Raw genomic sequence first — 19,054 nt, 5'->3', positions numbered from 1 at the left:
GGTGGATCGGCCCCCGCTGTCATCGATGCCTGAGAGCTTCACCCGTGACCAGGGCTTTCCCCTTCGGCGAGCCGGCTCTGCCGACTGCTTTCCAGCGTTGCCTCGCCCGTCCGGTCCGGTTGCCTGAGAGATTCCGGGGTGGTTGCTCCTTCGGCGTCGTCATCACTGGCGGTGATGCCGACTCTCCCGAGCGGGTTCTGCGACATCTCGAACGCTACACGCTCGGGCACGACCACCACGAGATCCTCGGGCCCCGGTACCGTCGCTCCGAACCCAACCGTGACACCGCCAGGAGCCCAGCGATGAAACTGAAGATCTTCTCGACCAAACCCGGAAACAGGAAGCCGAACCTCGAAGCGCTCGAGGCCGATGTGAACGCGTGGCTCGCCGAACGCCCGTCCATCACGATCGAGAACACGCACGAGTTGTCACAGCCGAACATGCAGTGGTCGCACCTCACGCTCGCCGTCTGGTACACCGACTGATCGCGAGGGGCGACGCGTCGAAGCGCGGGCGCATCGCTTCGGTCACGAGACGCGCATCGGCAGATCGGGGGACCCGTCGAAGTCGGCGAGGATGAGACGGTCGATGCGGCGGTCTGCCATCTCCCGGCGTGTCGGGTGATCGGGGTCGAGCAGGGCTCGGTCGTACGTGTGATACGCCGTGCGAGCGAACGGACGGTCGCCGGCTGCCTCGTTCGCCGCGGCGAGGTAGTCGTCGCGGCGCGGGCGGTTCCATTGGAGATTGATGCCATCGGCGCGCTCACCGGCCATGCGGGCCAGCACGGTGCTGTTGACCCCGATGATGATCGACGGGGCAGGGGAGGGGAGCGGGAACGTCGCCAGGGTCTCCACGCGGTCGGACCGCCACGTGGCACCGGCGAGATCGAGCACCCGGAGCACGCGCTCGTGCCGAGCGGCGACATCGGCTTCGACGTAGGCCCCGACGGCATGCTGCTCGGCCGCCCACGGGCTGGTGGGGGAGGCTCCGGCGCCGATGCCGAGATGGAACTGCCTGCCGGAGAGCGCCGTCACGGAGGCCGCACCGGAGACCAGCGTGCCGGCCTGACGGTTCCACACGTTGACGACCATCGTGCCCAACTCGATCGTCTCGGTCGCCTCGGCGAGCGCACCGAGAAGTGAGAAGCACTCGATCATCGAGGTGCCGCCCAGCGGGAGCCCGGCGAGGTGATCGAAGACGTGGAACGCCCCGAAACCTGCCGATTCGGCCGCGAGCGCGATGTCCCGGATCTCCGACCAGTCGAGGACGGCAGGGCTGACTTGGAGGTCGACGATCACCCGGAGGAGGGTAGGCGATGACCCGGCCGGATCAGGGCTGGGGGAGCGGCGTCTCGTTGCCGCAGGCGTCGATCGCCTTGACCATCGGGTACGGGTTGACCGCCGCACCACCCTGTGGGTGGACCTCGAAGTGGAGATGCGCGGTACCGCTGTTGCCCGTGTTGCCGACCGCTCCGACGATCTGTCCGGCCTTGACCTTGGTCCCGACGTCGATGCCGTCGGCGACGCCGACCATGTGGGCGTAGAAGAAGTAGGTCCCGTCGGCCATCGTCAACCGCACACCGTTCCCCGAGAGCGAACCGGGGTAGTCGGCGTAGACCTTGGTGATCGTGCCGTCGGCCACGGCGTAGAGCAGCTTGCCCTCGGGAGCGATGATGTCGACGCCGAGGTGCACGCGCCCGCCGCCGCGGGGGTAGCCCCAGCTGTCGCCGTAGTAGCACTTGCCCTGGACCGGGAAGACCTCGAGCTCGACGGTCGAGGGGTCCGGAGCCGACGGCTCCGGCATGCGTTCGAGGCCGAGCTTCTCGGCGGTCGCGTCGCTCACCTTGCCGGTGACGCCCAGACCGTTCGCCCGCTGGAAGTCCATCACTGCGGCGCTCGTACCGCCACCGAAGTCGCCGTCGACGCCACCGCGCAGCGTGACTCCGGCCCGCACCAGTGCCGACTGCAGCGCGATCACGCGTGCACCCTTCTCACCGTAGGCCGCGAAGCCGCCGGCGGCTGCCGGCGTCGAGGGGGTCGGCTTCTGGGGATCGGCGAGCGCCTCGGCGGTCTTGGCGTTCACGACACCGGTCGCCTCGAGACCCTGCGAGGTCTGGAATTCCTTGACCGCGTTGGCGGTCGCCGGGCCGAAGATGCCGTCGGCGCCGCCGCGGACGTTGATGCCCGCGTCGATCAACGCCTGCTGGAGGCTCTTGACCGTGTTGCCGAGTGCGCCGGTCTTCAGTCCGGTCAACGCCGACCCGCCCGAGGACGTGGCCCCCGACGAGATCGCAGATGCGGTCTTCTCGTCGACCTTGCCGCTCTGGTCGAGGCCCTGACTCACCTGGAACGCCTTGACCGCGGCCTGGGTGGCCGTGCCGAACACACCGTCGGCTCCGCCGCGGACGTGGATCCCGGCGTCGATCAGGGCCGACTGCAGCGCCTTGACGTCGGCACCGATCGAACCGTATTGCAGGCCGACGAACGGGTTCGTGGCTTCCGGATCGTGCTCGGAACCGTCGCTACCGATCGTCGAGAGCACCTTGGCGGTCGCGTCGTCGACCACGCCGGTCGTACCGAGACCGTTGGCGTTCTGGAACGACTTGAGCGCATTCGCGGTCAGGGCGCCGAAGATGCCGTCGGCACCGCCGACCACGGTGAAGCCCGCCGCCATCAGCGTGCGCTGGAGCTCCTTCACGCGGTCGTTCCGCGAACCGATCTTGAGGCCGACCAGCGACGAGGACGTGTCGTCCTGCGCTGCCGGTTCGTCGGTGACCTCGGGCGCCTCGAGTTCCGGGGTCGACCCGCTGACCGCTTCGAGCGCCGCAGCGGTCGCCGCATCGACGACACCCGTGGGGGAGAAGCCCTGCTTGCTCTGGAACGACTTCACCGCACGTTGTGTGCCCTGGCCGAAGATGCCGTCGACGCCGCCGGCGACGTCGATCCCCGCATTGACGAGCCGCTGCTGGAGTTTCGTGACGGCCTTGCCACGGTTGCCCTGTGTGAGGCCGAGGAGCGAACTGGAGGTGAGCCCGAGCGCGAGCGCGGTGGCGTCGTCGACGACACCCGAGGCACTCAGACCCTGCTGCTGCTGGAACGACTTCAACGCCGACTCGGTCCCGGGGCCGAAGATGCCATCGACACCACCCGTCACCTCGAGGCCCTGACCCACGAGCGCCTGCTGAACCGACTTGACCGCATCACCACGCGAGCCACGCGACAGACCGGTGACCGACACGGCCGGCGCATCGGCGCTCACCGGCGCGGACGACGGCAACATGGGCCCCAACGCCAACAGCGCTCCGATCGAGATCGAAGCGATCACATGGCGGCGTGAGCGTGACGTGTTGTGCATGACTGCGGTTCCTCCTCCAACAGGGACAGTTGGCTATCGGCCCGCCCGCAGCGCCCCTCGAATCGCCGATGACGGCGAACGGGAGCACTCGACGTCAGAACCGTATGGTTCCGGCTTCCGCAGTCTTGACGATTTCCAGAGACCATGACAGTCGGGTGACTTCGGGTTGACATAACCGACATTATGGGCGTTGCGCCCGAGCGTGGCTGGGCCGCCTCGACCGCGGCACGCGTCCGCTCCCGCCGGCGCTGCGATGAACGCCCTCGCGTCACTCGGCCCCGAGCTCGCCCCACGACTTGCTTCCACCTTCGCCCGGCGCTGCGCTGCGTCGGCTCGGCGCTCTGGAGATCAGGGCATCCGGCTACGACTCGATCGTCGCCACGCACCACCGCACGCCGCGCCCGACTCCGGGTCCCCGCCCGCCCAGGCGCAATTCCGTCATGACGTTTTGTCGGGTGGTACGACGGGTGCGGAGAGTTCGCGGTCACGGAGCGGTTTCGCGGCCGCGAGCAGGTGATCGATGACGAGTTGCAGTTCGCGGACGCTCGGGCGGGCTCCGGCCGAATCGACATCGGCCTCCGCATCGCCGACCGCGCAGGCCAACACGTACAGATCGTCGTGCAGCGCGTCGAGCTCGTCGCGAGCGATCACCAACTCGTTCTCACTCAACTCGAGTTCGGCCGCACGTTGACGCGACACCCAGTCCCACTGCCGGCACCGCTGCGAACAGAACTCGCGAGGGCGGCCCGGCCCCGCCCGCTCGGGCAACACTCTCCTACACCATCGGCACCGCCGCATTTCCGTCATGACGAAACACTACGACATCGCGAGCGATCAGCCGGCGACGATGTGGGCGAGCATCAGATCGGGTTCGTCGCTCTCGATCCGCTGCAGCCGGTAGCGACTCTCGAACAGCGCCACGAGGTGGCCGTCGCCACGCTCCATCACACGGATGCCACCGATTTCACGCAGCCGCTTCGCCGACTGCTCGTCGGTCAGACGGATCGACTCGTAGGGGCTGGAGAGGATCTCGATCGGCGAGTTGAACTCGACGTCGAGCCGATCCGCGAACACGTCGAACTGGAGTTGGCCGACCGCCGCCAGGATCGGCGCGCTGTCACCCATGTCGGGGTCGCGCAGCACCTGGACGACGCCCTCTTCGTCGAGTTGGGCGAGTCCCTTGCGGAACTGTTTCGACTTGCCCGAGTCGAGCGGGCGTGCGCTGGCGAACACCTCGGGCGAGAAGCGTGGGATCGGCGGGAAGGTCACCGGCGTCGATTCGTAGAGCGAGTCGCCGATGTTGAGGCCGGTCGCGTTGACGAGGCCGACGACGTCGCCGGGATATGCCTCGTCGACGGTCGTACGCTCCGCGCCGAACACCGTCGATGCGTACTTCGTCGCGAACGGCTTCTCGGTCCGGGCGTTCGTCAGCACCATCCCGCGCTCGAACCGACCGGAGCAGACCCGGACGAACGCGATCCGGTCGCGGTGGGACCGATCCATGTTGGCCTGCACCTTGAACACGAACGCCGAACAGTCCGCGTCGAGTGGTCGTGCGACGTCTTCTGCGTCGAGGCGCGGACTCGGTGCCGGCGCGAGGTCGACGATCGCGTCGAGCACATGCCGCACGCCGAAGTTGGTGAGCGCCGACCCGACGAACAGCGGCGTCGACTCCCCCGCCAGGAACGACGGCAGATCGACGTTGGCCTCGACCGCATCGAGGAGGCCGCTCTCGTCGAGCGCGTGCGTCCACGCGTTCCCTTCCTCGACTGCCGCGCGATCGGCATCGACGATCTCCTCAGGAGCGATCGCGCTCCCCCGGGTCGTCCGTGTGAACCGCGTGAACTCGCCCGTGCTCCGGTCCACCACGCCGCGGAAGTCGCCGGAGATGCCGACCGGCCACGTGGCCGGCGTCGGGCGGAGACCGATCTGGTCCTCGATCTCGTCGAGGAGTTCGAGCGGGTCACGACCGGGACGGTCGTACTTGTTGAGGAACGTGATCACCGGCAGGTTGCGCGACCGGCAGACCTCGAAGAGCTTGAGGGTCTGCGGCTCGATGCCCTTGGCGCTGTCGAGCACCATCACGACGGCATCGACGGCGGACAGCACGCGGTAGGTGTCTTCGGAGAAGTCACGGTGGCCGGGCGTGTCGAGCAGATTCAGCTGATGATCGCGGTATTCGAACGACAGCGCGGTCGAACTGATCGAGATACCGCGCTTCTGCTCCATCTCCATCCAGTCGCTCGTGGCCGATCGGCGACCCGAACGGGCCTTGACCGAGCCGGCGTCGGCGAGCACGCCCGCATAGAGCAGGAACTTCTCGGTGAGGGTCGTCTTGCCGGCGTCGGGATGGCTGATGATCGCGAACGTCCGTCGACGAGCAGCTTCTGAGGTGACGGACATAGCGGCAGGCTACCGATGGCGACGCCGAACGAACGCCCCCCTGCTCGACGGTGAGCCCGCTCAGCGGCCGGTGGTGAGACTCGCCCGCTCCGTCCACGACGCCTCGATCGCCGCCAGGCGTTCGGTCGCCGAGTCCTTGAGTTGCGCGGCGACGTCGATCGCCACCAGATTGAGCAGCGCGAGCATGCCCACGTAGCTGTCGAACGGTCCGGTCGACGCCGCACCGACGACGAACGTCACGTCGGCCGCCGAGGCGATCGGCGACAGCATGCTGTCGGTGAGCCCAGCCGACCAGATGCCGCGTTCGACGGCCATCTGGTGTGCGTCGAGCACCCATTGCTCGTAGCGCCGCAGGTCGATCACGACGAGCGTCGCCCGCTGGTCGGCGACGGCGAGCTCGCGACGGACCTCGACGTCGCTTCCGCCGAGGATCGCGACGTGGGGGCGGAGCTGGTGGAGCTGTGTCACGAACTGTTGGGCGACACCGGCCGACGCGTCGCTCGACAGCACCATCACGGGGCGGTCGAGATCGGTGAGCCGGTCGACCAGCGCCGCCAGCGTCGCGTCATCGGCGGCGGTGAGGGTGGTCTCGACATTGCCCAACTCGGCCGCCACGTGACCCGAACGCGAACCGAGGTCGGCGGTCTGGATCCGCTCGACGGCCGGTCGCAGCTGCTGCATCAGCTCGGCCTGCACCGCCTGCTGGAGCTCGGAGTAGCCGTCGAACCCGAGCTTGGTGGCCAGGCGGACGACCGATGCTGCCCCGACCTGGGCGGCCTTCGCCAAATCGGCGACCGTGCCGAATCCGATCGATTGCGGAGCGTCGAGGACCACCTCCGCAATGCGTCGCTCGGCCGCCGTCAGGTCGGCCCCGCGCTCCCTGATCCGCTCGGCGACGTCCACGCCGCCCAGCGTACCCGTCGCCACGCGCCGCCATCGAACAGGATCGAGCAACCCGCCCACACTACTTGCAGGATGCAATTGACTGGCCGATCAGGTGGCCGTACGCTGCCTGCTGCCGAAGGTCGTGTAGGGGCGACCCTCAGCGCCGAGGACACCTCGGGCCGAGCCAACCAGTGTGAGGGGATCATTCGTGGCGAACGTCGACATCATCACGTCAGCAGCACCGGCAGATGAGGAGGACTGGATGCGCCGAGCGGCGTGCAAGGGCCTCACCCACCTGTTCTTCCCCAGCCCAGCCGAGCGGCCGCAGGCTCGAGAACGACGTGAGGCCACCGCCCGCGAGGTGTGCGGCAGCTGCTCCGTGCGAACGATGTGTCGTGACTTCGCGCGCGGCGAGCACGAGTACGGGTTCTGGGGTGGCGAGAGCGAAGACGAGCGTCACGCCGCCGGGTTCCGCCTGATCGCCCCGATCGGCGTCCGCGCCCGGTCGGCCGGCTGACCTCGTCGGTCCGAACTCAGTCGCTCGCCTCCGGGTGAGCCAGCGTCACCGCTGACCACCCGTCGACCTGCTCGGCCGCGACCACGCGCATCGGAGCCAAGGCCGCCACGACGTGGTCGTACCCGTCGGTCAGCACCCCGGAGATCACGAGGCGACCTCCGATCGCCGTCACCCGACGGAGATCGGGTGCCAAGGCCACCAAGGTGGGCGCCAGGATGTTCGCCACGACGAGGTCGAACCGTCCCTCGACCGAGTCGAGCGGCGTCGTCGACGCCTCGACGACCTCGGCGACACCGTTGCGCCGGGCGTTGTCGTCGGTCGCCTCGCGCGCCGGCTCGGCGATGTCGATCGCGACCACCCGAGCGGCACCACGGAGCGCTGCGATGATCGCGAGCACCCCTGATCCGCAGCCCACGTCGAGCACACGCTGACCGGGGACGATCAACTCGTCGAGCACCGCCGCGGTCGAACGTGTGGTCGGGTGGTCACCGAGCCCGAACGATCCGCCGGGCTCGATCGCGACATCCAACACCCCCGGTACCTCCCCACCCGGCTGCCAGGCGGGCCGGATGACCAACCGGTCACTGACGACGATCGGACGCGCGAACTCCCGCCAGGTCTCCGCCGGCCGGGCATCGAGCTCGACGAAGCCGACGGACCAGCCAGGCGGCACCTCACCGAGGCGAGCTGCGGCCACGTCGTCGTCGCTCCCGAGCGACGTGCGGAGTTCGACGCGCCCATCGGGCAGATCACGTTGCTCGACGGCCTGCCCACCGGCCGTCCACAGCCGGTCGGCCGCGAGCTCGGCCGCGGCGACGGGAACGGTCAGTGCGATGATCCGCATTCAGTCGAGCCGCCGCAGGTCGGTCCGGAAACGTTTGGCGCGGTCGATGTACGCCTGCGCCCCCATCTGGACGAGAGCGGGCTTGGCGCGGTCGGGTTTGATCACCGCCGGCGACCCGGCAGCGATCGCGCCCGACGGGATCTCGGTGCCGTCGAGCACGACCGAGTTGGCCGCGATGATCGACCACGACCGGGCGATCGCTCGGTGCAAGACGATCGATCCGTTGCCGACGAGCACGTCGTCCTCGATCGTGCACGCTTCGAGATGCACGATGTGGCCGATCACGCAGCGGCTGCCGACGATCGTCGGAACCTCGGGTGTGGTGTGCAGGACCGACCCGTCCTGCACGCTCGTCCGGTCGCCGATCCGGATCTCCCCCTCGTCGCCGCGCAGCACCGCGCACGGCCAGACCGAACTCTCCGATCCGATGATGACCGATCCGATGATGACCGCGTCCGGGTGGATGAAGGCATCGCCGGCGATGTCGGGTTCCTGTTGACCGAGGGCGTAGATGGGCACGTCGAGCGACGGTAGCCGTTGCACGGGCCCGGCGGGGAACACGAGCTCACCACAACACAATGGTGCGCCGGGCTTCGGAGACGGTACGGTTTCGTCCCATGTCTCGCCGGATCGACATCGAACTCACCAGCGCGCTCGCTGACAACTCTTGGACGTGGCGCGCCGCTGGCGCGAAGCAACCGAAGGGAACCCTCGACGGATCGATCCTGTCGCCGGGCGCCGGTGTCGGCGACGTCATCAAGGTCGAGGTCGAGCAGGGGATCGACAGCATCACGGTGCTGTCCGTCGTCGGTGGCCGCGCCAAGGAGGAACGCAACGACCTCCTCGAGTTGCTGCCGTCGGAGAAGGAGTTCAAGCCGGTCATCGAGACCAAGGCGAAGCGCGACCGCAACGACCGCGGTGGCCGCGGCGACCGCGGTGGACGCGGCGACCGCGATCGCCGGCCCCGGCGCGATCGCGACGACCGGGGTGGCCGAAGCGACCGCGGTGGACGCGACGACCGCGGTGGGCGCGACGACCGAGGCGGACGGGGCGAAGGCGGTCGCGGCGACGGTCGCGGGCGCGGACGTCGAGGCGGCCCGTCGTTCACTCCCCCGCCCGAGATCCCGCAGCGCCCGAAGCCGAAGCGGCTCAAGCCGGGCAAGGGCAATCGCAACGCGGTGCTCGCCGAGCTGCCCGAGGAGCAGCGTCCGATCGCCGAGCTCGCGCTCCAGGGAATGGGTGCCGTTCGGCAACGTCTCCGCGAAGAGAACGAGAAGGCCGCCAAGGAAGGCCGTTCACCGATGCCCGAGGCATCGGTGCTCAAGCTGGCCGAAGACCTGATCCCGAAGCTCCGGGTCGCCGAGTGGCGCGACCGCGCCGAAGCCGCCCAGCGCCAGATGGAGCATCTGGACCTGCGCGACCTGCGCAGCGTCGTGGCCGCCGCCGGCGATCCCGCCGTGGCTCGTGACGAGACCACCTCGGCACTCGCCGGCGAGTTGAGCGCCGCGCTCGTCGCCAAACAGGAGCAGGAGCTTCTCCTCTGGTTCGGCGACGTCGATGCCGCCCTTGCCGTCGGGCGGGTGATCCGCGCGCTGCGTCTGTCGTCCCAGCCGCCGAAGGCCGGCGTGCCGTTCCCCGCCGACATCGCTCAGCGGCTCGTCGACAGCGCCAACGCGTCGCTGGCGCCGATGGACAGTCCCGAGCGTTGGATCGCGATGCTCGAAGCGGCGGCCTTCTCGCCCGTCCGGAGCGCGATCGTCCCGGCCCGCAAGCCCGATGTGGTCAACGACGAACTGCTGGCCACGGTCAAGCGGCTCGCGCCGGCACTCCCGCAGGTTGCAGCGCTGTTCGAGATCGAGGTCGACCCCAAGGCACCGATGCCCAAGCCACTCCGGCCGGGCCCCCGAGGCAAGAAGGGCGGCCGCGACGGCGATCAGAGCCAACGTCCGAGCCGTCAGCGCCAGGGAGACGGCAAGGGAGACGGCAAGGGTGACGGCAAGGGCAAGGGCGGCCCGAAGCGTGAGGCGTCCGACCAGGATCGATCGCCGGGCACCAAGGCCGACGCACCGACCGAGGCGGCTCCGACGCCGGCCGAGGCCACCGAGGCTCCTGTCGCCGACGCCGAGACGACACCGGCTCCCGATGTGGCCGATGCTCCCGCGGCCGACGTGGCCGTCGAGGCTCCTGCGCCGGAGGCAGCGCCGATCGACGACTCCCCAACCGACGACGTCACGCCGACCGAGGCAACGGCTGCCGAGACGCCCGCAGCCGAAGCACCGGCACCCGAGGCCACCACCGAGTCGCCCGCAGCCGAAGCACCGGCTCCCGAGGCGACCGGCGACGACGGCGACACGCCGACCGACGAGCAGCAGAACACCTGACTTCGTCGGGCCGAGGGGCCCACTCCTACGATCACGGACATGTCCGAGATCGTCACCTACGACGCGGTCGGCCGCGTCGCCGTCATCACCCTGAATCGCCCCGAGGCCCGCAACGCCGTCAACGGTGACGTCGCGAACGGCCTCGAGGCGGCGATCGACCGGCTCGAGGCCGTTCGACGACGTGTGGGTCGGTGTCCTCGCAGCGAACACCGAAGGCCAGGAACGACCGGTGTTCTGCGCAGGTGCCGATCTCAAGGCGATCAACAGCGGCGACGCGGCATCGCTCGCGACCGAACGCGGCGGGTTCGCCGGCTTCGTCTATCGCGAGCGCACCAAACCGATCATCGCCGCGGTCGACGGCCTGGCGACCGCAGGAGGCTGTGAGATCGTGCTCGCGGCCGACTTGGTCGTGGCGACGACGCGCTCCGCCTTCGGCCTCGCCGAGGCCAAACGCAACCTGACCGCCGGTGCCGGCGGCCTCTTCCGACTCCCACGCGCCATCGGCCAGGCGGCGGCCATGGAGGCGATCCTCACGGGCGAACCGATCCCGGCCGAGCGAGCGCATGCGCTGGGCCTGCTCTCCCGTCTGGTCGAGCCGGGAGCGGCCGTCGACGAAGCGCTCCGCCTCGCCGAACAGATCACCGCCTGCGCTCCCCTGGCGGTGTGGGAATCACGAGCGATCGTGCGGGCTGCCGCCACGGAAGACGACGAGACGCTCATCCGGATGACCAACGAGGCGTTCGGACGGATCATGCGATCGGACGACACCAAGGAGGGCCTCGCAGCCTTCATCGAGAAGCGGACGCCCGACTGGCAGGGCCGCTGAGCTTCAGAGCGGCGTTGACACCGTGATCAGGCGAGCCTTGATCCCCGCACGCTCGTAGAGGTTCTTCGTGTCGCGGTCACCGGGCAGCGACGACCCCTCGAGGAGTTCGCAACCGGCCGCCCGAGCGCGATCGATCGCGGCCGCCAGCATCGCGTCGCCGAAGCCGAGTTCACGAGCCTGCAGTGTGACGTACACATCGTCGACGACGGCGATCGGCCCGGTCGTGACCAACACCAGGTAACCGACGACCACGTCGCCGATGTGCGCCACGAAGACGGCGTCGGCACCGATGGCTGCCGACCAGGCGTCGCCCCGTGCCGGATGTGTGTCGAGCCAGCGAGGGCCGCCCCGCTGCTCGATCAGGACCGACCGCGCCTCGGCCTCCAGCCAGGCGAGTTGTGAGACGTCGTGCGGGCCGGCCGGCCGGACGTCGGGGTCGATCATGCGGTCAGGATGGCGATCTTGCCGAGCACGGTGCTGCGGTTCCGGTGCTCGCGCTCGTAGGTCTCGATCCGACCGAGATCGGCGAGATCGAGGTCGTCGAGCCGATCGACCACCTGCCGGGCCGCGAGGTCGTCGTAGCCGTCGATCGGCAGCTCGTCGAGTGAGACGGTCTCCGGGGGACGGGCGTCATCGACGCCGGTGTCGGCCTCGTCGACCACGGCCGACAGCATCGCATCGACCTCGTGTTCGCTGCGGCGTTCGTGCACCGCCTCGCTGACGCGGCCGATGAGCCGGGCCGTACCGAGTGTGCCGAGGCGTGCTGCGAGTGGCACGGCGCGCCGCGCGGCGACGAGGGTGCAGGTCGGAACCGCGACGGCAAGGTCGACGAGCCGATCGATCGGTGCTCGTCGCCCAGCCATGTCAGGTGAAGATCGGGCAGTCGTCGTCCTCGACCGGGCAGCCGGGAGCGTTGGGTCGCACGAGCAGGAAACAGCTGGTGCAGAGTGTCTCGTCGGCTCGCTTCGGCTGGATGCCGTCGACCGCTTCGCCCCGTTCGGCGGGAGCCGCAGCCGGACCGTCGTCGTCATCGTCGTCGTCGTCATCGTCGTCGGCCGTGACCATCCGGTCTTTCAGGATGGTGTCGAGATCGGCTTCGACGTCGTCGGGAGCGACCATGTCGTCGTCGTCATCGTCCTCGTCGTCGGAACCCTTGCGCTTGCGGGCTCGCGCCGACGAGTCGTCGTCATCGTCATCGTCGTCATCGTCGTCGTCATCGTCGTCGTCGTCGTCGCTGTCGTCGTCATCGAGATCGCCGTCGAGATCGTCGTCGTCGAGATCCGCGTCGGGATCGACGTCGTCACCGTCCTCGACTTCCTCGTCGGTCTCTTCCTCGATCTCGTTGTCGTCGTCTGCCATGTGTCCATCCTCGATGCGCTGGTCGCGCCGGATACTAGGGGGATTGTGCCATGCCGCCTTGGGCCGCATGTGTGACAACCGTCACACTACAGCTCGAGATGGTCAGGTGTGACGTCTCGACTCCGCCTGCCGCTCGGACGCGAGGCGCTCGAGTTCGGGCGCCTCGGTCGTCATGTGGCTCATCGCTCCGGCGATGGCATGGTGCCCGGCCTGCTCACCGATCAAACGATGCATCTCCAGCGCGACCCGCCGGTACGACGGGTGCCCCTGCGGTGCAGATCGCAACTCGAGCATGTGCATCGCTTCGCGGGCGTTGAACTGCATGACGTACCGCAATCGATACGCCATCGACACCGCGTACGACGCCTGCTCGGGAAACGGCTCGCGCATCGCGTCGAACAATCGCGCCGACCGGTCCATCGTCTCGTCGAACAACGGGCCGATGCCGGCCTCCTCGACGAGTTCCGGGCGGGTGAAACCGTGGTTCGGCGTGAGCGACTGCCACTCGATCGTCAGGAGGCGATGCCGCTGGAGGTCCCTGAACGCCCCGTAGTCGGACAGGACGTCGAATCGGTAGTCGACCCGCTCGAAGGCGCGTCCGGGGCGATGACGGCGATTCTCGCGCTCCCCCACGTACGCCCGCAGCAGCGCCACCCGCTCGTCGACGCCGAGCTGCCGGACCCGCTCGATCAGCATCGACTCGGGCAGTGTCGAACGGCTGTAACAGATCGCTGCGAGGAGCTTGTCTTCACCGTCGGGGTCGAAGTCGACGAGTTGCACCTCGGGCACCGTCTCGACCGGCACGCCACCGAACAGCTGCTCGACGAGTTCGCTGGTCTCGGTGCGCGTGGTCGAGAGGTAGTCGATCCACCGCCCGCCGCGATCGGGGAGGTCGACGCGGCGCAGGAAACTCGGGATCACCTTACGGAGCTCGTGCAGCATCAGCGTCGAGTAGTGCTGTGCCTCGGGCAGCGGGTGCGCCCGCATGCGCAGCAGCAGCGCCTCGTACGCCTGTCCGGTGCCGTACATGCCGAGGTTCGACAGCGACGCCGCCGGGAGCATGCCGCGCGTCGCATCGAGCGCCTTGGCCCGGGTGGCCTGACGGTAGATGAACTCGCTGTCGTCGGGGTCGCGCGGGATCGTGTCGCGCACGTGGTTGGTCACCGCGTTGACCGCGGTCGAGTACGCGTCGAACATTCGGTCCATGTCGCCCACGTAGCGGGTGCCGAGCGAACTCGCCAGCACGGCCGGGTCACGGAAGAAGCGGTAACGGCCACCGAGCCGGGCGTCGTACGAGATGTACCTCGTGCTCTGCTCGAGATAGCTCATCAGGCGACCCCACTCCAGGATCTTGGTCAGCAGGTTGGACGCCTGTTCGCAGGCGAGGTGTACTCCACCGAGCTGGGCGACCGAGTCGTCGCCGTACTCGAGGAACACCTTCTCGTAGAGGTCCTCGGCCCGCTCCAGACCGATCGTGGCGTCGATCGATTCGTCGCCTTCGATGTCGAGGTCGTTCACGAACTCGTCGAGGAACAGGCGCCGGAGGCTCTTGGCGCTACGGCTGTAGCGGGCGAACAGCGCACCCTTCACGACCTCGGGCAGGTTGACCAGTGCGAACACCGGGCCGTCGAGGTTGGTGAAATACCGACGAAGGACATCTTCCTCGCTGGAAGTGAATTCCTCGGGCACGTACACGCTCACGAGCCGTCATCGTAGGAGGCGGACGGCGATCAGTCGGGGACCACCCGGTGAGCGCTCAGACGTAGACCGCTCCGGCGTCCGACACGACCTCGATCGACGCGGTTCGTGCGGTTCCTGCTCGCACCCCGTCGACCCACACGGTCATCGGCCGCTCGAACTCCCACGAGCGCTCGCGGACCGCTGCCGTCGTGATCGCCGGGTGTGGCACGTGCGTCCCCCCGGCGAGCCGGCGAGCGGCCTGCCAACGCTCGCGCACGGTCATCGTCGCGGCCACCTCGACCACGTCACAGCGACCGTCGTTGGGGTGGGCTCGCGGGGCGACATTCCAGTCGCCGACATGGTCGACGTTCATCACCGCGACGATCGGCCCGCGCCACCAGCTCCCCCTGATGACGACGTGGGCGACCGCAACGGTGGACCGGCCGTCGAACCTGCAGGAGAGCAGGTCGATCGGCAGGCGCTGCATCTCCCGCCGTGGCGCCGGACTGCCGAGCGATCGGTGGAGATCACCGCCCGAGACACCGATCGGGTGCGCAGGGTCGTCGATGATCGCCGACGCGACGGCCGCGTCGGAATCGACCACGAGCAGGTCGTCGGGACGGTCGACCGGCTCGCCCCACGGCTGTCCCTTCTCGATCGTCACCCGGGTTCCACCGCTGATGCGTCCTCGACCACCCCGCGGAATGCCGACTCCGAAGCCGTCCGGGCCGCGGCTCGCGTCTTCGGGTCGGGCGCGACGATCGCGACCTGACGGAGCACGTCGATGAGTTGCTTGATCGTCCGGACGAAATCGCCGCCGGTCAGCTCCTCCTCGGCGACCACCTCGGCGAACCCCTCCCCCGCCACCCAGGCGTACGCCACGGCGAAGAAGGTCGGGTCGGGCGGGCGATGCTGCGAGATGCCCTGCACCAGTTCGAGGTGGGACAACTCCTCGCTCAGCCGCTGGATCGACCGCCAGCGGCGGCGGATGGCGCTGTCGGGGAACCACGGCATCGGCGGGTCGTCGGGCGAGCGATGTTCGTACACGAACGTGGAGACCAGACCGGCCAGGGTGGCGGCATCGACGCCGTCGAGCAACCCGGTCCGGATCGTCTCGGTCACGAGCAGGTCGCTCTCGTGGAAGACCCGGGCGAGCATCTCGCCGCCGTCGGTCAGTGTCCAGGCGTCGATGTCGAGGAGGCCGCGTTCGGCCAGGACGGCGAGCACTCCGTCGAACTCCCTGGCGAGGGTCGCGTTCTGGTGATCCATCCTCCGCTCGAGCTCGGCGACCTCGCGGGCGACACGATCGGCCTGGCTCGCTGCCTTGAGTCGCTCGCGCAGATCGGGGTCGCGCTCGATCGGATGTTCCGTCGAACCGTCGCGGTGCAGCTCGGCCGGGCGCTGCGGTGCTCTCGGCCGCAGCTTGGCGCGTTTCACCCGGAGCCCGACCTCGGCGAGGTAGTCCTTGCGGTTGGGTGAGTAGGTGCCGGGCAGGACCACGGTGCCGAGCTGCTGCGGCGGTTGGTCGAAATCGCCGGCGACCAGGTGGATCGACCGACCCGACGGGGTGATCGCCGTGAGCCGGAGGCCGCTCGAACGGTGCGCGGTGGCGACCACTGCAACCGGTCCGTGGGCCTTTCCCTTCGACGCGTGGATCACGGCTCCCGGCCGCAACGCCGCCATCGCGACCTCGATCGGGTCGTCGAGCCGACGCGGCGCCTCGGCGGCGTTCATGAGGCTGCGGTACTCGTCGATGTCACCGAACGGGCTCGCCGCGGTCGCCCGGAGCGACTCGAGTCGGTCTCGCTGACGCTGGAGCCGACGCTCGGTCCGTACGACCTCACGATCGGCCTGGAACTGAGCGAACGACAGCGTCAGCAACTGGCGAGCGGTCTGGGCGTCGTACGTACGCACGAGGTTGGCGGCCATGTTGTAGGTGGGCCGGAACGCCGACCGGAGGTGGAAGCTCCGGCTCATCGCCAGGTCGGCCGCCTGGTCGAAGCGCACGAAGGGGCTCCACAGCACGACGGCGCTCCCGAGTTCGTCGATGCCGCGCCGCCCGGCGCGACCGGTCAACTGCGTGTACTGCGCCGGCGAGAGCGACTCATGATGGTCGCCGGTGAACTTCGTCAGCTTCTCGATCACGACGCTGCGGGCCGGCATGTTGACGCCGACGGCGAGCGTCTCGGTGGCGAAGACCACGCGGATCAGCCCCTCGATGAAACAGCGCTCGACGACCTCTTTGAACGGCGGCACCATGCCGGCGTGGTGGGCGGCCACCCCGGCTTCGAGCTGGGTCATGAACTGGTCGTAGCCCAGCACGTCGAGATCCGCCGTCAGCAGGCTCCCGAGCCGCTCGGCCGCGATCTCCCGCACCCGGGAGCGAGCGGTGTCGTCGGTCAACCGCAAGCCGGCATCGACACAAGATCGAGCCGCCTCGTCACACTGTGCACGGCTGAAGATGAAGAAGATCGCCGGCAGCAGGTCGTGCTCGTGCAGGGTCTCGACGGTCTCGATCCGCGTCGGTGTCGACAGCTTGCGCGTGCCGCTCCCCTTGACGTTGCGCTCGTGACGCCGACTGCGGCCGTGCCGGACGCCGCTGGCGTCGAGCCGCAGGGCGTCGTTGTTCGGACGCCCGTCGACGATCGTCGGGAGCAGTCGGAGCCGGTCGTTGGTGCGATCGGCCACGAAGTACATGTTGTCGAGTTGCACCGGCCGCTTGGTCTCGACGACCGCGGTCGTCGGTCCACGGACGGTGCTGATCCACTCGGAGAGTTCGTCGGCGTTGCTCACCGTCGCCGACAGACAGACGAGCTGCACGTGCTGGGGCAGATGGATGATCACCTCTTCCCACACCGGGCCGCGGTAGGTGTCCTGGAGGAAGTGGACCTCGTCGAGCACGACGACGGCGAGGTCGTCGAGGTCGCGGCCTCCGTAGATCATGTTCCGCAGCACCTCGGTCGTCATCACGACCGCGGCGGCATCGCCATTGATCGAGTTGTCGCCCGTCAGCAGACCGACACGATCCTCACCGTGGATCTCGGTCAGGTCCCGGAACTTCTGGTTCGACAGCGCCTTGATCGGCGCGGTGTAGAACGCACGGCGACCCGTTCGCAGCGCCACCTCGACGCCGTACTCGGCGACGACCGTCTTGCCGCTGCCGGTCGGCGCCGCGACGATGACGTGTTCCCCGTCGTCGAGCGCGTCGAGCGCGTCGAGCTGGAACTGGTCGAGATCGAAGGAGTAGCGGGCGAGGATGTCGTCCCGGTCGGGCCGCACCACGTCAGTGTGCCAGGCCTGCCATCGCTCAGGTGGCTTCGTTGCGTGCTCGGCGACGCTGCACGATGCGGCCGATCAGGATGGCGACGAAGTACAGCACCACCATGGGCACCGACAGGGCGAGCAGCGAGATCGGGTCGCCCGACGGGGTGATCGCGGCTGCGACGAGGAACGTGCCGACGATTGCGTACCGCCAAGCTCCCAGCAGCACCTGCGGCGTGAGGACGCCGAGGAGCTGCAGGAACACCAGCATGACCGGGATCGTGAAACCGACGCCGAACGCCACGACCATCAACGTGACCAGTCGGATGTAGGCCGTCACCTGGAACACCTGGTCGACGTCGCTCCCGGCCCAGTCGATCAGGAATTCGAGCGCACGACCCAACGTGCTGAACGCGATCGCTCCACCGGTGAGGAACAGCAGGACGGACGAGGCGACGAATCCGACTGCGTACCGCCGCTCCGACTTGTGCAAGGCCGGGACGACGAACTTCCACAGCTGCCAGAGCAGCACCGGCAGCGCGAGGATGATGCCGCCGTAGAACGCCACCCGGAGCCGGGTGGTCAGGCCCTCCACCGGGTCGAGGATGAACAGGTCGACCTGGTCGGCCGCCGGGTCGTACGAATCGCCGCAGTAGCCGGGCTCGCGGCGTCGGCAGAGGTCGAGGTACGGCTTGATGAGCCATCCGAGCACGGTGTCGTAGAACGCGACGACGATCACGGCGCCGATCAGCACGGCGAGACCGGAGCGGATGATGCGCATACGCAGTTCGGCAAGGTGCTCGAACAAGCTCATGGGCGCCGTGGGGTCGGGCTTGGCCGACCGACGAAATCTGCTCATCGAGTCGTGTCGGCCTCGTCGTCGAGGGTCGAGGCTCCGTCGGGGTCGGCCACGTCGCCGGCCGCCTCCGGTGCGGCCGGCTCCGCTGCCGTGGTCGTGGTCGGGTCGACCGCGGCCTCATCCGGCTCGGCCGGTGCCGCATCCGGGTCGACGGGCGCACGCATGCCGCTGAAGGGCGGCGGCGGCGCCGGGATCGGTGTCCGTCCGGTCGGTGGCCGCTCGGCGCTCGGCGCCTCGTCCTGCTCCGTGTCGGCGAACGGCGACGGCTTCGAATCGGTCGCTGGGCCCGGCCCGTTGGCCGCCTCGGCCCTCGGCGTGTCGAACGTCGGCGTGTCGTCGGTCGGTACCTGGTCGGCGTCGGCGGGTGCGAGGTCTGCCATCTCACCGGACTTGGGCTTCTCGGGGCGTTCGCCGTCCTGCAGCTTCGTGAAGTCGGCCGAGTCGCGCAGCACGTTCGCCGTGTCTCGGATCTCGCGCATCGGCTCGTCGACCGCCGCCCGGAACTCGCTCTGGAACCCCGACGACATCTTCTTCAGTTCGGCGTACGCCTGCCCCATCTTGCGCATCGCGTCGGGCAACTTCTCCGGGCCCAGCACCACGAGTGCGAGCAGCAGCACGATGATGATTTCGCTGCCCTGGAGGTTGAACACGGAGCGCAGTCTATGAGGCTGGCAGGATAGGAACG

At 68.8% G+C, this 19,054-nt stretch carries 19 protein-coding genes and 1 riboswitch; of the genes, 4 read left to right on the top strand and 15 right to left on the bottom strand.

Annotated features, from left to right (window positions below):
* Positions 1-101: 101 nt before the first annotated feature.
* Positions 102-199: riboswitch (glycine riboswitch) on the bottom strand.
* 103 nt (positions 200-302) lie between these two features.
* Positions 303-485 (top strand): hypothetical protein, encoded by a 183-nt coding sequence (locus R8G01_03495; GenBank protein ID MDW3213035.1) that lies wholly within the window; start codon positions 303-305, stop codon positions 483-485.
* A 42-nt stretch (positions 486-527) separates the two neighbouring features.
* Here the strand turns inward: R8G01_03495 and R8G01_03490 are convergent, their stop codons facing one another.
* From R8G01_03490 to R8G01_03470, 5 genes are all read right to left on the bottom strand, one after another.
* A complete protein-coding gene (locus R8G01_03490; GenBank protein MDW3213034.1) occupies positions 528-1,298 on the bottom strand; it encodes an LLM class flavin-dependent oxidoreductase in 771 nt (256 codons plus the stop codon).
* A 31-nt stretch (positions 1,299-1,329) separates the two neighbouring features.
* Complete coding sequence (locus R8G01_03485; GenBank protein MDW3213033.1) at positions 1,330-3,354, bottom strand: peptidoglycan-binding protein; 2,025 nt, start codon at positions 3,352-3,354, stop codon at positions 1,330-1,332.
* A 438-nt stretch (positions 3,355-3,792) separates the two neighbouring features.
* The gene (locus tag R8G01_03480; protein MDW3213032.1) at positions 3,793-4,053 is read right to left on the bottom strand and encodes a hypothetical protein; all 261 of its coding nucleotides are present in this window, start codon (positions 4,051-4,053) and stop codon (positions 3,793-3,795) included.
* A 135-nt stretch (positions 4,054-4,188) separates the two neighbouring features.
* Positions 4,189-5,757, bottom strand: a complete 1,569-nt coding sequence (locus R8G01_03475) for a peptide chain release factor 3 (protein ID MDW3213031.1) — start codon at positions 5,755-5,757, stop codon at positions 4,189-4,191.
* Positions 5,758-5,817: 60 nt separating this feature from the next.
* Positions 5,818-6,660 (bottom strand): MurR/RpiR family transcriptional regulator, encoded by an 843-nt coding sequence (locus R8G01_03470; GenBank protein MDW3213030.1) that lies wholly within the window; start codon positions 6,658-6,660, stop codon positions 5,818-5,820.
* A 190-nt stretch (positions 6,661-6,850) separates the two neighbouring features.
* On the opposite strand from R8G01_03470, the gene R8G01_03465 reads away from it, so the two are divergent.
* Complete coding sequence (locus R8G01_03465) at positions 6,851-7,159, top strand: WhiB family transcriptional regulator (GenBank protein MDW3213029.1); 309 nt, start codon at positions 6,851-6,853, stop codon at positions 7,157-7,159.
* A gap of 16 nt (positions 7,160-7,175) precedes the next feature.
* Here the strand turns inward: R8G01_03465 and R8G01_03460 are convergent, their stop codons facing one another.
* On the bottom strand, positions 7,176-8,003 hold the full coding sequence (locus R8G01_03460; GenBank protein MDW3213028.1) for a 50S ribosomal protein L11 methyltransferase: 828 nt from the start codon (positions 8,001-8,003) through the stop codon (positions 7,176-7,178).
* Positions 8,004-8,522 (bottom strand): gamma carbonic anhydrase family protein, encoded by a 519-nt coding sequence (locus R8G01_03455; GenBank protein ID MDW3213027.1) that lies wholly within the window; start codon positions 8,520-8,522, stop codon positions 8,004-8,006.
* Between the two features lie 98 nt (positions 8,523-8,620).
* On the opposite strand from R8G01_03455, the gene R8G01_03450 reads away from it, so the two are divergent.
* Complete coding sequence (locus tag R8G01_03450; GenBank protein ID MDW3213026.1) at positions 8,621-10,384, top strand: hypothetical protein; 1,764 nt, start codon at positions 8,621-8,623, stop codon at positions 10,382-10,384.
* A gap of 229 nt (positions 10,385-10,613) precedes the next feature.
* Positions 10,614-11,210: an enoyl-CoA hydratase-related protein gene (locus R8G01_03445; GenBank protein MDW3213025.1), complete on the top strand. Its 597-nt coding sequence runs from the start codon at positions 10,614-10,616 to the stop codon at positions 11,208-11,210.
* Between the two features lie 3 nt (positions 11,211-11,213).
* On the opposite strand, the gene R8G01_03440 is transcribed toward R8G01_03445, so the two are convergent.
* From R8G01_03440 to R8G01_03405, 8 genes are all read right to left on the bottom strand, one after another.
* On the bottom strand, positions 11,214-11,654 hold the full coding sequence (locus R8G01_03440; GenBank protein MDW3213024.1) for a GNAT family N-acetyltransferase: 441 nt from the start codon (positions 11,652-11,654) through the stop codon (positions 11,214-11,216).
* Positions 11,651-12,073, bottom strand: coding sequence for a hypothetical protein (locus R8G01_03435; GenBank protein ID MDW3213023.1), 423 nt, complete (start codon positions 12,071-12,073; stop codon positions 11,651-11,653). Before R8G01_03435 ends, R8G01_03440 begins: the two co-directional genes overlap by 4 nt.
* Before the next feature lies 1 nt (position 12,074).
* Positions 12,075-12,569 (bottom strand): hypothetical protein, encoded by a 495-nt coding sequence (locus R8G01_03430; GenBank protein ID MDW3213022.1) that lies wholly within the window; start codon positions 12,567-12,569, stop codon positions 12,075-12,077.
* A 102-nt stretch (positions 12,570-12,671) separates the two neighbouring features.
* Positions 12,672-14,270 carry an FAD-dependent thymidylate synthase gene (locus R8G01_03425; GenBank protein MDW3213021.1) on the bottom strand — a complete coding sequence of 533 codons (1,599 nt, stop codon included), beginning with the start codon at positions 14,268-14,270 and terminating at the stop codon, positions 12,672-12,674.
* 55 nt (positions 14,271-14,325) lie between these two features.
* Complete coding sequence (locus tag R8G01_03420) at positions 14,326-14,913, bottom strand: hypothetical protein (GenBank protein MDW3213020.1); 588 nt, start codon at positions 14,911-14,913, stop codon at positions 14,326-14,328.
* On the bottom strand, positions 14,910-17,528 hold the full coding sequence (locus R8G01_03415) for a DEAD/DEAH box helicase (protein ID MDW3213019.1): 2,619 nt from the start codon (positions 17,526-17,528) through the stop codon (positions 14,910-14,912). Before R8G01_03415 ends, R8G01_03420 begins: the two co-directional genes overlap by 4 nt.
* 28 nt (positions 17,529-17,556) lie before the next feature.
* Entirely contained in the window at positions 17,557-18,324 is a 768-nt protein-coding gene (gene tatC / locus R8G01_03410; GenBank protein ID MDW3213018.1) for a twin-arginine translocase subunit TatC, read from the bottom strand.
* A gap of 41 nt (positions 18,325-18,365) precedes the next feature.
* Positions 18,366-19,019 carry a twin-arginine translocase TatA/TatE family subunit gene (locus tag R8G01_03405; protein ID MDW3213017.1) on the bottom strand — a complete coding sequence of 218 codons (654 nt, stop codon included), beginning with the start codon at positions 19,017-19,019 and terminating at the stop codon, positions 18,366-18,368.
* Positions 19,020-19,054 lie beyond the last annotated feature (35 nt).

Source organism: Ilumatobacteraceae bacterium (assembly GCA_033344875.1).
In the GTDB taxonomy this organism is placed as follows: Bacteria; Actinomycetota; Acidimicrobiia; order Acidimicrobiales; family Ilumatobacteraceae; genus Ilumatobacter.
This window is presented reverse-complemented; position numbering and strand designations above follow the sequence as displayed.

Excerpts from the sequence above, each read along its gene's own strand:
- R8G01_03495 (MDW3213035.1), top strand. The coding sequence starts at position 303 with ATGAAACTGAAGATCTTCTCGACCAAACCCGGAAACAGGAAGCCGAAC.
- R8G01_03440 (MDW3213024.1), bottom strand. The coding sequence starts at position 11,654 with ATGATCGACCCCGACGTCCGGCCGGCCGGCCCGCACGACGTCTCACAA.
- R8G01_03450 (MDW3213026.1), top strand. The coding sequence starts at position 8,621 with ATGTCTCGCCGGATCGACATCGAACTCACCAGCGCGCTCGCTGACAAC.
- R8G01_03430 (MDW3213022.1), bottom strand. The coding sequence starts at position 12,569 with ATGGCAGACGACGACAACGAGATCGAGGAAGAGACCGACGAGGAAGTC.
- R8G01_03435 (MDW3213023.1), bottom strand. The coding sequence starts at position 12,073 with ATGGCTGGGCGACGAGCACCGATCGATCGGCTCGTCGACCTTGCCGTC.
- R8G01_03460 (MDW3213028.1), bottom strand. The coding sequence starts at position 8,003 with ATGCGGATCATCGCACTGACCGTTCCCGTCGCCGCGGCCGAGCTCGCG.
- R8G01_03485 (MDW3213033.1), bottom strand. The coding sequence starts at position 3,354 with ATGCACAACACGTCACGCTCACGCCGCCATGTGATCGCTTCGATCTCG.
- tatC (MDW3213018.1), bottom strand. The coding sequence starts at position 18,324 with ATGAGCTTGTTCGAGCACCTTGCCGAACTGCGTATGCGCATCATCCGC.
- R8G01_03475 (MDW3213031.1), bottom strand. The coding sequence starts at position 5,757 with ATGTCCGTCACCTCAGAAGCTGCTCGTCGACGGACGTTCGCGATCATC.